This is a genomic window from Streptomyces oryzae (assembly GCF_017676365.1).
Classification (GTDB): Bacteria; Actinomycetota; Actinomycetes; order Streptomycetales; family Streptomycetaceae; genus Streptomyces; species Streptomyces oryzae.
The window spans coordinates 49,126-65,017 of sequence record NZ_JADKMA010000003.1; the positions used below are offsets into that span (position 1 = coordinate 49,126).

The window sequence follows — 15,892 nt, forward strand, 5'->3', positions numbered from 1 at the left end:
ATGCCGGAGGGGAAGACGGTCCTGGCCACGCCGCCCCAGCGCCCCGAGCCGCCAGGGGCCGGGCAGTGGGTGATGCTGCTGCTGCCGCTGTTGAGCAGCATCAGCATGGCCGCGTTCATGATCTCGAGCGGTCGGCCGTGGATGATCCTGCTCGGCATCTCCTTCGTCGTGCTGTCCGTCGCCATCACGATCGGTGTCCGTATGCATCTGCGCTCCGGACGGCGGCGCACCCAGGGCAAGCAGCGGCAGAAGTATCTGGAGTATCTGTCCGACATCCGCAAGGACGCGATGCGGGCCGCCGCCTTGCAGCGGCTGGCCTCCGCCTGGCGGCACCCGCACCCCGACAGGCTGTGGGCGATAGCCACCCGGCGGCGGCGCGTGTGGGAGCGCCGCCCCGACGACTCCGACTTCCTCCTGCTGCGCGTCGGTACCGGCCGCACCCCGCTGGCCGCACCGCTCAGCATGCCGCGCCAGACCGACCCGACCGCCGAAATCGACACGGCAGCCCAGCAGTCCGCCGCCGACCTCGTGGAGAGCCTCAACACCGTCGATGGCCAGCCCGCCTGGATCGACCTCCAGAAGTCGGGCGTGGTCAGCCTGCTGGGCCCGGCGGAGCGCACCCGGGAAGTCGCCCAGAATCTGCTGGTGCAGCTCGCGGTGCTGCACGCCCCGGACGATGTGCGGGTGGCCGTCCTCACCGGCGGCAACCCCGCTTGGGACTGGACCAAGTGGCTGCCGCACGCCCAGGATCCGTACACCGAAGCCACCGCGCGCGACCAGGAAGTCGTCCCACTCGTCGCAGCCGATATCTCCGGGCTCCAGGAGCACCTCCAGGAGACGCTGGACCGCGCACTGACTGCCCGCGCCGAGCGCGCCGGCCGGATGCTGCCAGGCAGGGCGGACGGTCCTCAGCAGCAGTTCGTCCTCGTGCTCGACGGCTATGACCCGGCAGCCTCCTGGGCCCGTACCTCCCTCGTCGGCGATCTGCTCGCCCAGGCCGGCCGGGACCTCGGAATACACGTCGTCTGCCTCGTCGCCGAGGAGCGGGACGAGCCCGGCCGCGTCGACGTACGGGTGCGCGCGGACGGGCGCGGGGGGCTTGCGCTGGAGGGCCGGGATGCCGCGCTGTACTCGGCCGTTCGGGACGGCGTGGCGGACGAGACGCAGCCCGCGGTGCGGGAGAACGCGGTACGGGCGCTCTCACCGCTGCGGCTGACCGGCGAACGTGACCAGGTGCTCTCGGAGAACGTGTCGCTCTCCGCCATGCTGGGCATCGAGGACGTCGGCTCCCTGAGGACGTCTCAGTCCCGCCGCGCCCCCGGCGACAAGGATCTGCTGCGGGTACCGGTCGGCATCGACGGCACCGGCGAGCCGCTGGAGCTCGATCTGAAGGAGTCCGCGCAGGGCGGCATCGGCCCGCACGGACTGGTGGTAGGCGCCACAGGTTCCGGTAAGAGTGAACTGCTGCGCACTCTCGTCACCGGCCTGTCGATCGTCCACTCCCCGGACCATCTGGCCTTTGTGCTGGTGGACTTCAAGGGCGGCGCCACCTTCGCCGGAGTCACCGAGCTGCCGCATGTCTCCGGGCTGATCACCAACCTCGCCGACGATCTGGCGCTGGTGGACCGGATGGCGGCGGCGCTGACCGGCGAACAGCAGCGCCGGCAGCGGATGCTGCGGGACGCCGGAGACATCGACTCGGTACGCGAGTATCAGCTCAAGCAGGCCGCTGGGGGCACCGATATCCACGGCAACCTGCTGGAACCGCTGCCGTATCTGCTGATCGTCGTCGACGAGTTCGGCGAACTGCTCAGCCAGCGCCAGGACTTCATCGAGCTGTTCGTGCAGATCGGCCGGGTCGGCCGGTCACTGGGCATGCATCTGCTCCTCGCCACCCAGCGGCTGGAGGAGGGTCGGCTGCGCGGTTTGGAGTCCCATCTGTCGTACCGGATCTGTCTGCGCACCTTCAGCTCCTCCGAGTCCCGCGCGGTCATCGGCACCTCGGACGCCTATATGCTGCCCGCCATCCCCGGCTCCGCCTACCTGAAGGTCGACGAGTCGGTGTACGAACGCTTCCGGGTCGCCCACGTCTCCGGGCCCTACCAGCAGTCCGAGGCAGCGGAAGCCGAGGAGGAGGCCCTCGCACCCGTCTCCTACGCGGTCCAGGGGGATCTGCCGCCGCTGCCCAAGGACGCCGACGAGAGCGGCCCGGCCAAGGAGTGGACCGAGGACGACGAGACCGAACTCCAGGTCGCCGTACGCAACATGCTCACCGAGGACGCGCCGGGACACCAGGTGTGGCTGCCGCCGCTCCCGCCGCGGTTCACGCTCGCCCCGCTGCTGGGCGATCCGCAGCCGGACGCCGACCGCGGGCTGTCCGCCGAACACTGGCCGGGCACCGGCAGGCTGCGGTTCCCCGTCGGCGTGGTCGATGTGCCCGTACGCCAGGAACAGCAGCCCCTCGTAATCGACCTCACCGACCGGCACGCGCATCTGGCCCTCGTCGGCGCCCCGCAGAGCGGCAAGAGCACCTTTCTGCGTACGGCCATGCTCAGCGCGATGCTCACCCACACACCCGACGAAGTGCAGTTCTACGGCATCGACCTGGGCGGCGGCAGCCTGCACGAGCTGGAGGAGGCTCCGCACGTGGTGGGTGTCGCAGGCCGCCGTGACGAGGAGCGGGTGCGGCGGGTGCTGGCGGAGGTCGGCCATGTCGTCAGCTCCCGCGAGCGGATGTTCCGCGAACTGCGCATCCAGTCCGCGGCGGAGTTCCGTGCCAGGCGCGAGGCGGGCGAACTCCCTGAGGGGGTACGTGCGGCCGACATCGTCCTCGCCGTGGACAACTGGGGCGCATTGCACGCCTCCGACGACACCATCACTCCCACCGTCACCGACCTCGCCTCCCGTGGACTTGGCGTCGGCGTGCACGTGTGGCTGACGGCCAACCGCTGGATGGAGATCCGCGCCGGGCTGCGGGACAACATCCCCGGCAGGCTGGAGCTGCGGCTCAACGACCCCTCCGAGTCGGAGATCAGCCGGCCCGCGGCGCGCGCGCTCGGACAGACACCGCCAGGACGCGGGCTGACCTCGCCCGGCTTGCTCCACCACATCGCGCTGCCCCGGGTGGACGGTGTGGACAGCACGGACGGGCTGCCGGAGGCGCAGGCCGCGCTGGTCTCGCGTATTGCCGACTCGTGGAAGCTGCCCGCCGCGCCCGCGCTGCGCATCCTGCCGGACCGGCTGACGACGAGGGAGCTGGCAGCCGCCATGGCAACCCCGTCGTCGCCCACCGACCGCTGGGAGGGCCACGGCCAGGGCCTGAGCGAGGGCGAGGTGCCGATCGGGCTGCGCGAGTCCGACCTGCGACCGATCGGCCTCGACATGACGCGGGGCCAGCCGCACTTCCTGGTCTTCGGCGACTCCGAGACGGGCAAGACGTCCTTTCTGCGCGCCTGGATGCGCGGTCTCGCAGCCCGGCACACATCCCGCGAAGTGCGGTTCATGGTGGTCGACTACCGGCGCAGCCTGCTGGATGTGGTCCCGGACGAGTACATCGGGGCGCAGGGCGGCGACTCGGACCTGGTGGCCCAGCAGGCCGCGGCCCTGGCGGACAAGCTGCGCGAACGCACTCCACCGCCCGGCATCACAGCGCGCCGGCTGCGTGAGCGCGACTGGTGGGAGGGTCCCGAGCTGTATGTCGTCGTGGACGACTACGACCTGGTCGGCGGCTCCGGCATGAACCGGGGCCCGCTGGCCGGGCTGGCCGAGTTCGTCACCCAGGCCGGCGACCTGGGCCTGCACCTGGTGCTGGCCCGCCGTGTCGCCGGTGCCGGCCGCTCACTGATGTCCGACCCGCTGATGGGTCGGCTGCGCGAGCTGAGCGCCGACGGACTGCTGCTGTCCGGCGACCACCGGGAGGGCGCGCTCATCGGTGACCACCGCGCCCACCAGCATCCACCCGGGCGCGGCCTCCTCGTACGGCGCCGTCGGCAAGCAGCACTGGTGCAGGTCGCGCTGGACGACGAGGCGGAGGGGACACACGGCGTCCAGGAGGGGGCGGAGCTGTGAAGGACTGGGAGGAGATGCTCGACGGGCTCGACCTCGACGCCCTCTACGAGCTGGGGAACCAGTGGGTCGCGCTCGGGGACCTCCTGTACGAGAAGGCCGACTCCGTCGGAGGGCACGTCGAGTCGATCACCTGGTACGGGGACGCCGGCGTCAAGGCGGGCGAGGCGTGGGAGACCGGTCTCGGCCCCGACATGCGCGAGAGCGCAAACAGCGCGTGGAAGATCGGCCAGGCGATCCAGAACTACGCCGACGAGATCAAGGCGGCGGCCAAGGAGGCGGCGAAGCAGTACAACGCGGGCCTGTTCACGCAGATCTTCGGTCTGCTTCTGAACGTCGTCACGTTCGGGGTCGGTGGCGCCATCAGCGCCGTCCTCAACATCGTCAGGGCCGCGCTGAGCACGCTGATCAACGTCGCCGTCCGGTTGGCGTCCCAGCTCAGCAGATTCGCCGGGACCAGTGTCGCGTTCCTGGCGAACATCGGCCGCTCCGCCGCCTCAGCCCTCGGCAACTCCCTCACCTTCAACGTCCTCGGCGGCGGGGTGCTGGGCGCCGCGGGGGCGCTCGGGTTCGACGAGGCCGCGGGGCATTTCGGCGCCGCCGCTGCGGGCACGCATTACGACACCGACTGGGAGAACGAAGCCTGGAATATGGGCGCCGGGGCCCTCATGGGCGGCTTCATCGGCGGCGTCCTCGGGCCGGGTGGCAGCGGTAAGGGCGGCGGGTACAAAACACCCGGGGGCGATATCCTCGGCGGCGCCATCAAGAACCTCCCGTCGCCCACCCGCGGCCTGGGCGGCGACGGACTGGGAGCGGGCGGCGGCCACAAGGGCGACGGGTTTCCGCCGAACAAGGGCAGCGGTAACTCCTCCCCCTTCAACGCCCGCCCCTACGACCTGGGCGGAGGCGGCCACCACGCGCCGCCCGTCCCCACGCCGAAGGGTGGCGGCCAGTCCTCCGTCCGACCGGACTCCAGCCCCGGAGGCAACGGCTCCAAGCTCCCCGGGGACTTCGGTATGCCCGGGCACACCGACCGGCCCGGCGGGCAGAACGCGCCTGGCGGGGGCGGCCGTCCCGGTTCGAACGGGGAAGGTCTGGTACAGAACCCGCCCGTGCGGAGTGAGTTCCACGGCCCGCAGAACGGCGGCAGCCACCAGGGTGGTCAGCCGCCCGCCCGGTACCCCGACAACGGCGGTCGCGGTGACTTCCAGGGTCCGCCCTCCGGCGAGCGCCCCGGCGGCCAGCCCGGCGACCCCGCCCCAACTCCCTTCGGGCCACCGGTCGGTGGCCGCGGCGGGGGTCCGGGTGGCGGTACGGTCACCGACCGCCCGACGCCCCCGCCGGCCTCGCAGCGCCCCGCACCGGAGACACCGTCCGACTCCGGACAGCCCCCGGCCAACACCCAGCGCCCCAGCGACGAGCCCGACGGCTCGCCGGCGCCGCAGGATCCGGTTCCGGGTTCGCCTGCGGCTGGGCCTGGGCATTTGACGCCGCCTGGTTCGGACAGGTCGGTGGCTCCGCCGTCGTCGCGGGGGTCTGGTGGGGAGCATGAGGGTGCGCTGGCGCCGCAGGATCCGGTTCCGGGTTCGCCTGCGGCTGGGCCTGGGCATTTGACGCCGCCTGGTTCGGACAGGTCGGTGGCTCCGCCGCCGTCGCGGCAGCCTGGTGGCGAGCACGAGGCCCCGCCGGTGCCGGCAGGTGGCGGGGAGTCGGGGCGTCCGCCGGTGGCCGGTGGCCCGGAACACGGCGCGCCCGTACGCCAGGGAGGGGAGGGCCAGGCGGCGCCGCCGGCCGAGCGTCATTCGTCCCCCACCAGGGACGAGGACGGCCAGGGCTCCCCGGTGCCGGAAGGCGCGGGGGAACGGGCGTCGGCACCGCTCGTGGGCGGTCCGGAGCGCGGTGCCCCGGCGGGTCCGCCGCCGGCGCGTGGCGGGCCGGTGCCCGCCCCCCGTACCCCGGCCGGCGAGACCGGGCAGCCCGGCGGGCCCGCCGGGCCCGTCGGCGGGAGGCAGCAGCCGCACGCCGGAGACGAGCGGCCGGGCGCGCACCGTCCCGGCGGCGAAACCGACGAGCCGGGCGCACTCACCCCTGCTGACGGCGCGCCCCTTCCCCCCGCCTCGCGCGGGGGTCCGGAGGGACAGCCTCAGGGCGGCACTCGCGGTGAAGTGCAGGAGCCCGGGGAGCAGCCGTCCGCCGGGCAGCCGCGCGCCGAGGTGAACGAAGGCTCGCTCACTCAGGCCCCGCCCTCGCCGAGGGAGCCGGCCGCCAGGGGCGGCCGGTCCGGGACCCCCGGCTCGGGCGACCGGAATACCGTCGTACCGCCTCGTGGCCGGGAGAACGGCGGCGCCCGCCCGGCACCCGGCAATCGCGACAACGGCGCCGTCGCGCCTTCGCGCCCCCTGCCCAAGCCGGGCGCCGAGGGACGTCCGACCCCGGCGCCGCACGGTGGCGCGGCGTCCGTCGGTCAGCGTCCTGGCGAGGGCAACACCTCGTCACGCGCCGTGGAGCGCGGTACGCCGGGCGAGGGGCAGCGGGACCCGTATGGGGTGGTTGAGGCGCGGAACCGCGGTGGTGCGGGTGGCGGGAAGCCGTCCGCGGATGGCGGTGGTTCGCGATCTCGTTCGACCGTGGGTGAGGGCGAGCGTTCTGTCGGTGGTCCGCAGAACGACCCGCACGGGACCAGCGGGAAGGTGGGCGAGGGGAAGTCGTCCGCGGGCGAGGGGCGTCGTCTCGGTGGCGGGCAGCGGGACCCGTACGGGCACGGTGAGGCGCTGAGCCGCCGTGGTGGTGAGGCCAAGGCGCCTGCGAGCGGCGAGAGTTCACGGCCCGGTGACGGGCGACGTCTGGGCGGGCCGCAGAACGACCGGCACGGCACGGGCGAGGCGCTGACCCGCCGTGGCGGCGAGGGCGGCGGCCGACTGGTGCGTCCGCCGGAGCGTTCCGGCCAGCTGGCCGGGTACGCCGCAGACCGCGGCATGCCGCACGGGGAGGCCGCGGGCTGGCAGCAGGCCCTGGGCGACGCACACCGCTCCGGGGACAGCGCCCGGATCAGGGACCTTGAGGGAAGCTGGAACAGCCGCCTCGACGAGCTCGGGATCGACCGACCGGGGGAGCGCGCACTCGGGGAATACGACGGCACACACTTCTCCTCCGGCAGCCTGGAGCAGCGCGGCGGGAACGGCGAAGTGACCGGGGACCGGCGATCCGAGGACGCCGGCAACTCCCGTGACCAACTTGACAACGACGTTCTGGATTACGAGACCGCGGAAAGCCTCGCCCAACTCGAAAGGGACCTGAACCTGAGCCCTGCCGAGCGGAGCCAGGCCCAATTCGACAGGAGCCTGACCCAGCTCGAACGGGATCTGAATCAACTCCCCAAACGGGAGGTGGGCGCGTCCACGCCCCGTCCGTCCGGTACGGACCCGGTCGGCCCCGAACCGGGTTCCGTCGCTGACTGGCTGACGAGGCCCGACTCTCGGGGCGACGAATCGGCGGTGGACCTCCCGCCATCCCGGTGGAGCGACCAGGTCGCGAACGAGGCGTTCCAGCGCGGCTTGCCGCTGTCCGAGATCGCCGAGTGGCGGAGCAACGCGTACGACGCCCACGCCTCGGGCGACGTCAGCAAGGTCCGGGGATTCCACAACGCGTGGGATCAGCAGAAGCGGGAGCTGTCGGCGCCGGACGAGCGAGCGGGGGCGCCCACCCCGGACCAGTGGGTGGATGCCTGGGGGACGTATGCACGCGAACGCGGGATGTCGGATGCGGAGTTCCAGGGCGAGTGGGCCGGCCTGATCAAGAGTGCCCACGAGTCCGGCAACTCCGTCGCGGTGAGCAGTCTGGAGAACAGCCTGGTCAAGCGCGTCGTCGACATCGAGCAGGGCGGCCGGCATCTGGACCTTTCCGGACCGGGCCGCTGGGGCGACCAGATCGTCAACGAGGCGCATCAGGCCGGTATGACACCGGAGCAGACCGCCGACTGGCGGCAACAGGTCGACGAGGCACACAACTCGGGTGACCCGGACGCCGTCAGCAACTTCCACGACATGTGGGAGCAGCACAAGTCGGAACTGTCGCCGCCGCAGGCCGAGAGCGGGGGCTCCCCGCTCACCCCCGACCAGTGGGTGGATACCTGGGGCAACCATGCCCGGAACCAGGGCATGTCGGCAGCGGAGTTCTCGGGTGAGTGGTCCGGCCTGATCAGGGGTGCCCATGAATCCGGCAACCCCCACGTCATACACAGCGTGGAGAAGAGCCTGGGCGATCGCCTGGGCGACATCCGCAGCAGCAGGGACCTCGACCTGCCGCCCACCCGCTGGGGCGACCTGATCGCCGACGAGGCGTTCAACCGTGGCATGCCGCCGAACGAGATCACCGAGTGGCGCGCCGCAGCCGACGAGGCGCACGGTTCCGGCGACAGCGACAAGGTCTCGGCGTTCCACGACAGCTGGGAGCGCCGGGGGCAGCAGTTGTCGAAGCTGCCGGAGGGCGCCGAGCCGGTCACCCCCGACCAGTGGGCGGACGCCTGGGGCGGGTATGCGCGGGACCACGGCATGTCGCCTGCGGAGGTTGCCCGTTGGGGGCAGGATCTGAAGGGCGCGCACCAGTCCGGTGACCACTCCAGGATCAACTCCTTGGAGTCGGCCTGGCACGAGCGTATCGACGAGATCCAGGCGAACGGCGACCGCCCCGAACCGCCGCCGGAGCGGTGGGCGCCGGACTTGGACCGGCGGTCGCCAGAGGAATTCGGCCAGAACATCGCCCAGTACGGGCGGGATCGCGGCATGTCCGTGCCGGAAGCGGCCGACTGGCGGTCCCGGTATGTCTCCGCGCACCGCTCGCGCGACACGGGTGCGGTGCGGTCGCTGAACGAGGCGTTTGACGCGCGGGTTTCTCAGTTGGAGGGCGGCGGGCGTCGGGCCGGTGGGGATGGCGATTCGGTCGTTTCCTCCGGCGGCGGGGGAGGGCAGGAGCCGCTGTCGGATGTGGCCGGGCTGTCGCCGGAGCAGCGTGGTCGGGCTGTCGCCCAGTATGGGCGGGATCACGGTATGTCGGAGCTGGAGGCGAAGGTCTGGGGGGACCGGTTTGCCTCCGTGCACCGCCAGGGCGACGCGGGTGTGCTGCCGTCGCTGAATGAGGCGTTTGACGCGCGGGTTTCTCAGTTGGAGGGCGGCGGGCGTCGGGCCGGTGGGGATGGCGATTCGGTCGTTTCCTCTCGCGATGAGGGGGAATCGGTTGCTTCCTCGCCGGACCAGGGGGAGCAGGGGCCGCTGTCGGATGTGGCCGGGCTGTCGCCGGAGCAGCGTGGTCGGGCTGTCGCCCAGTATGGGCGGGATCACGGTATGTCGGAGACGGAGGCGAAGGTCTGGGAGGACTGGTATGTCTCCGCGCACCGCGAGGGTGATGGGGGCGTGGTTCGTGCGCTGAATGAGGATTTCGGTGCGCGGATTTCGGAGTTGCAGGGTGAGCGCCGCGCTGGTGGGGACGGCGATTCGGTCGTCTCCTCTCCCGGCAAGGGGCCGCAGGAGCCGCTGTCAGCACTGGGCCCCGTCTCGCCGGAGGCGCTCGGCCAGTCCATGGCCCGGTACGGGCGTGATCACGGCATGTCGGACTTCGAGGCGAAGCTCTGGGGGGACCGGTATGTCTCCGCGCACCGCGACGGGGACGTGGAGGCGATTCGGGCGCTGAACGTCGAATTCGAGTCCCGCATCTCCGAGTTGGGCGGCCAGGGCCGGGCCGATGGGCACAGCGAGCCGGCCCCCGAGCCGACGACCACACCGGAGCCCGGCACGGCCGCAAGCCGTGGTGGCTCCGAAGCGGATGCGGGCCCCGTGCGCGGGGCTGATTCCGATGCGGGCTCCGGCCGTGGTGCTGCGTCGGATACCGGCTCCAGCCGTGGCACTGGCTCCGGCGGGGGCGGTACGGACCGGCCCGGTGCGGGCCAGGCCGATACGGGGCCGGGCGCGGACGGGGCCCTCGGGCCTGTCGGTGAGGGCGGCACCGGCGGACCGGGCGGCGGTCATCAGGGTGTGGGCGCGCCGGGTGGCCGCTCGTCCGGCCCGACGCCGGACCAGATCGTCCAGCGCGGTGCCGATCGCGGTATGACACCGGCCGAAGTCGCGGACTGGCGGGCGAGGTTCGATTCCGCGCTGCGTTCGAACGACCCCAGGCAGATCGCCGCGGTTGACCAGGCGTGGCAGAACCGCCTCGACGAACTGACCGACGGCGGCGTGCCCGTGAAGGACATCGGCCCGCTGCCGGGCGAGGCGCGCGACCAGGGCGTATCCGGCGGCGACCGTACGAGTGAGGGCGACGGCACGGTGACCGAGCGCGGTCCCGGCGGCGGAAGCCAGGACGGCGAGGGGCTGGGTACGGGCGAGGGCGCCGGCGGCGGTGGGCCACTCACCCTCGACGACATCCTGGGCGGCCAGGGCGGCGGGCCCGGAGGCCGAGGGGAACTCGGGCCGCACGGCGGCAGGGGCGGTCCCGAGCCGGGCGGCCTGGGTCCTCGTTCGCGCGGTCCGGAACCCGGCGCGCGCGACGGCGACTCGGAGGACGGTGGCGGCGGCGCGTCCGGCGGGGGTTCCGAGCCGTCCGTCATCGACCGGATCCAGGAATCCGCCCGGAACCAGGACGGTGAGGACCCCTCGTCCTCCGGCGACGGCGACCGCGACGGCGCCAACAGCCCGAAGGCGAACGAGGCGGCAGCTGCCGAACGAGCAGACCAACTCGCCAAGCAGGCCAGGGACAAGGGCGCGTCGCCCGGTGCCGTGGCCGACTGGCGGGCGAAGTTCTACTCCGCCTTCCGCGACGGCAACGTACGCCAACTCAACGCCCTCGACCGGGACTTCCAGCGGCATCTCGCCGACCTGTCCCGCAGTGGCAAGAGCCCGTCCGGGCCCGGGACGGGCGGCACCGGCCGCGAGGCCCCGCCGGTGCTGGAGATTCCGCGGCGCGAGCCGCGGCCCGAACCGGCCCCTCCGCGCGCGGAGGAGCAGCCGGAGACCCCGGCCGGCCGGCCCGACGAAACCCCGGCTGCCGAGACGGGTACGCCTCCGCCGGGACGTGCTCCGGAGCCGATCCCGTCGAACGTTGATGAGGGCGGGCACCCTCTCGGTGGTCCGCAGAACGATCCGCACGGGACCGCTGAGTCGTTGGACAGCCGCGGTGGCGGGGTGGAGTCGCCTGCGGAGGGTGGCGGTTCGCCCAGGGCCGTGCCCTACGTGGGGGAAAGCGACGGCGCGGAGGGTACGGACCAGACGCAGACACCCGTCCCGCAACAGGCGCCGACACCGTCGGACGAGACGGACACCCCGAACACCGCCGCAGAGCCGGTGGCCGGGCAGCCTGTGGTCACACCACTCGCGCCCACGCCCCCCTCCGCGCCGGGGGCGCACGGCGATGTGCCCGGGGGAGCCCAGGCGCCGCCGACCCGGGACGGCGGCGGCGGCCGGCCCGGCGCCGAAACGACCACCCGCCCGCCCGCAGGGGCCCCGGCCGGCACCCCGAGCAACCCGGCGGCGCCCCCGGCGGGACGGCCGAACACCCAGCCCGCACCGGGGACGCCCGAGGCACGGCCGTCCGGCGACGGTCCGACGCAGACGCCGCCCCAGTCGGAGCCCGCGCCCGTGCCCGCGCCGCCAGCCGAACGGCCGCGACCGGAGGCACCGTCCGGCCAAACCCCTCCGCCGATCTCCGGCGACCAGCCCGTCAACGAGCAGCCGTCCAACGACCAGTCGGCCCCCGGTCGGCCCGCCGCTGACCAGCCGACGGCACCTCCCATCAGCGCCCCGGTGGACATGTCCGCACCGCCGACGGGCGAAACCGCGCCGACGACGCCCCACACGCCCACCGGCCCGGCCGGCCCCGACGCCGCCGACGTATCCGGACAGACACCGGCGCCGACACCAGCGCCGACTTCGGGGACGACCGGCGACCCGGCCGACGGCCAGGGCCAGGCGCCGACCCAACCGGTCGACACCACCGGCGACACCGGCAAGACCGAGGGCACCGGCACAACCGGTAACACGGGCGACACGGGGAACACCGGCAACACCAGCGAAACCAGCAACACCGGCGAAATCAGCAATACCGGCACAACCGGTAACACGGGCGACACCGGCGACACCAGGGAAACCGGCAACACCGGCGGAACCAGCAAGACTGGCAACCCCGAAGACACCGGCCGCACCGGAAATGCCGGGGTTACCGACCCACAGCCCGCCCGGTACCCGCGTGCCCAGCGCTTCGACCACGACGCCGCGCAGCGCCGCCTCAACGACCCCTCAGTGCCCGCCGACCGGCGGAACGAGGCGCTCGACCAGGCGCAGGATCTGGTGTGGGACCGCATTCACAAGGTGGCGCCGGGCGAGAACCCGTGGGGCGTCGTACCGCGGGTCGAGGAGGTCATCGAACTCGTCGCGGCCGAATATCTCCGCGCCCACCACCTCCCGGCCACCAAACTCACCAACGAGCTGATCCCACACAGGCTGGGGCCGTTGTCGGACCTTGACGCCGAACTTCTGCGTACCGTGATGAACCGTGAGTTGAGGCGGCTTCACTGGCGCGGCGAGCCGGTGGACACTCAGACCGCGCTGGTGGCGGATGACCCGTCGCTGCGGAAGCTGCGGTTGCGGCGGCGCGGGAATGTGATCGCCCAGATCATGCGCACCATGCGCCGCAACGACCAGGGCGCCGTCATCAAGCCCCGGCGTCCTGTCCGCTTGCCCGGTGGTGCGCCTCCGCAGGGTGCCTCGGAGCCGGTCCCGCTGGACCAGGCCCAGTCGTGGTACCAGGAGGCGGCGACCCTGGGGTATGAGGACTCCGACGGTGGCAGTTGGCCGCTGCCGCACAACTACCCAGAGGCCGGTGACCCGCTGCGTGCGCATGCGATGACGCTGTTTTTGCGGCAGCGGGGCGCGCCGGTTCGGAAGATCTCCGTCGCCCAGGCCGGAGGGATCTCCTTCTCCACGCACACGGCGGCAAGGGCCACCAACCAGGTTCCGTCGCGCGTGAATGTGCCGTACCGCATTGCTCCGAGCGTGGATGTGCGTTTGCCGGACGGTTCCGTTGAGTTGTTCGTGATCGACCCTGTACTGGGACAGGGTCTGTTGACGGAGCAGCAGTGGTTGCAGGCACTGGGCGTGAGGATCACCCAGCCGGAGCGGCAACGCTATGAGGGGCAGTTCAGGGTAATTCAGGACGTTTTCCGTGAGGAGGCCAGGGAAAGGCCATGGAAATGGGAGCGGAACACTCTCAGCAATGAGAGGGGGCTACCGGTTGATCCGGTAGTAGTGATTTCCGAGGACCATACCCCCTGGTTCCCATTCCCGTTCTCGAGTGGTGACGGCTCCTCTCCCTCGTTTGACGACGAGGCCTTTCAATCGCTGCGGGACACTCACGAGTATTTCCGCAGTCGAATCGACCACCTCGCCCAGCTCACCTTGGAGGGCAGCAAGCGTGCGGCGGCCAGGAGCATGTGGGACGTGCTCATCGCCGGGGTCGGCACGCCTGCTTGGGCACTGGAGATGTACAACCGGTTGGCCCACATGGGGTGGCTGGAGGAGTGGTTGGAGGAACATCCGGAGTTGGCCGCGTCGTTGGAATGGCTCAGCTCCCAGCCATCGCAGCCTGGTGTGACCACCGCCGAGTCGGCGTCTCTCGATTCGTTCGAGCCGTCCCTTCCCACCCCGCGGACATCGCTGCCCTGGAATTTCGACTCGTGGGGGAACGCGGGCGGCGAATTGCCCATCAGCCCCGGTGGGGAAGCCGCGACCAGCCATACGGCCCCGGAGCCCAGCGCAGCCACCGAGCGTGTGCACTCCTCCGAGAAGGAGGAGCTGGCGGCGGCGGTCGGAGCCGTAATCAACCGCAGCGATTATGAGGGCAGGCGCCCGAATGCCGGTCAAGTGATCGCGTTGCAGCGGGGCCTGGACGCTTCGGTTCGAGGCCAGGAGCTTGGCATCCGGGCGGCGGCTATCGCACAGACCTGGATGGCCGAACAAGAAAGGAAGGGCCAGGGCGGGTCGAAGGCCATGGTCCGCGCGCTGGTGTCTGCGGTCCGTGACGAACTCGGACAGAACGGTTGGGTGGGCAACCACCCAAGTCCTGCGATGGTGTTGTCTTTGCAGCGGGACCTGCCGGCTTCGGTTCGTGACCAGGAGCTTGGCGTCCGGGCGGAGGCCATCGCGCGGGCCTGGATGGCCCAACAAGAGCGTACGGGCAAGGGTCGGGCGTGGCGGCCCAAGGGCCAGGTGTCCAGCGCAGCCACCGAGCATGAGTCCTCCTCCGATGCGCCTGCGGCGCACGGCAGCTCGTCTGCTGGAATGCCGGGCTCTGGATCCTCGCAACAGCACGGGTCCTCGTCCGGCGGGCCTTCGGGTTATTACGGGGGGCTGCCCGGCGGTTCGCCGGACACCGGTGTCGATCCGCTCACGGCGCACTGGCCCATCGGCCATCGATTCACCGTCGCCGAGCCACGCTTCGGCGACGTCACCGAGCTGCCGGTGGACCGTGCCACCGAGGCGACGCGCGGCGCCTCCGGGCAGACGTTCACCTATCGGCGGCCCTCGCCGTCCAGCTCGACACCGTTGACGTACCAGGTCACTGACACTGGAGAGATCACCCTCCGACCGGATGAGCCGGATGAGGCACCGCTCTCGTCCGACGGCTGGACACGCTTCGGGGACGACTTCGTCCACCGGCCGTCGGGGGCGCTGCTGCGCGGTGACAGCGGATGGATCGGTGAGGTCGAGAACCTGGATGCGCTTCTGGAGGTAGCGGAGAGGCTCGACCCGAACGCCGCCCCGCACACACTGAGGGCGAACGAAGCGGGCCTCTATCTGATCCCCGACGACCCGGCCACGGGTGCCCTCGCGGTCCACATCCCGTTCCCCGCCGACAGCACCCCCATCGCGGAGGACACTCCGCAGGAGAGCCCCCAGGACCGTCCCCGCCCCAAGAAGCAGGTCAGGTTCGCGGTGCCCGGCGAAGGCGCGGAGACCGTGCCCGGTGAGGATCCGGGCGCTGTCCTGCAGGGGATTCGTCTGTCCGAAGTCCGTGCTGCCGTACAGGCCTTGGAGAACGAGCGGACCCGGCTGCGCCGCGACCACGGGCGCCCCGGCCCCCGGCTGCCCGGCGGCGCCGCGGACGGTTACCCCGCCGTGCCCACCGACTCCAAGGGGAAGGCGCCCGCGTCGGCAGAGGCGCCCGCACCCCTGCCGCGTGCGCTGACGGCGCGGGAGCAGCAGACATGGGCAGCATCCGTCGCGGTGCGGCGGACGCTGCATCCGGAGCCCGGCGGCGCTCCGGCGGGCGCGTCCCGGGACGCGGACGCGGCACGTGCCGAGGCCCTGGACTATCTGCGCGACCTCCAGCGCGAGGTGCTGTACGCGCCGCGCGACGAGAATGGCGCTCCGCCGGACCTGGCAGGCGGCCAACTGATGTTGCCTGCCGCCCAGTTGGAGACCGACAGCGTCACCGACAGCTACCGGATCACCCCCGGCGGCCACCGGGACCCGGCCATCACTGAGGGCGACAGGCAGACCTTCGCTGACGGCAGCAGCCTGGAGCGGCACGCCGTCACCGTCGGCGGGACGCGGATCGAGCTGCGCGAGATCGAGCCGGTGGCCGAGTCCATCGTCGGCGCGCTCGACATCCACCCCCAGGACATGGGGCGGTTCCGCAGGAGCCTGCTGCACGAGCTGCGGCAGCGCCCGCACGCGTTCCTCGCCCGTATTCCGGGCACTCCGGGGGAGCTGGAGGGTGCTACGGAGCCCGGTGAGGTGGGCGACGGTGTCGCGTTGCGCTACCGGGGTGCCGATGACGTCTG

Annotated in this window: 2 protein-coding genes (1 of these 2 cut by a window edge); both read left to right on the plus strand. The window is 72.1% G+C overall.

Annotation, left to right across the window (positions count from 1 at the left end; translation table 11 throughout):
- A complete protein-coding gene (gene eccCa, locus ITI46_RS01165) occupies positions 1 to 4,068 on the plus strand; it encodes a type VII secretion protein EccCa (protein ID WP_247745279.1) in 4,068 nt (1,355 codons plus the stop codon).
- Positions 4,065 to 15,892, plus strand: part of the annotated coding region (locus ITI46_RS01170) for a lonely Cys domain-containing protein (protein WP_209237245.1) (this coding region is incomplete at its 3' end). Its footprint extends 32,204 nt past the window's final position; 11,828 of its 44,032 annotated nt are in view. The genes eccCa and ITI46_RS01170, both read left to right, overlap by 4 nt.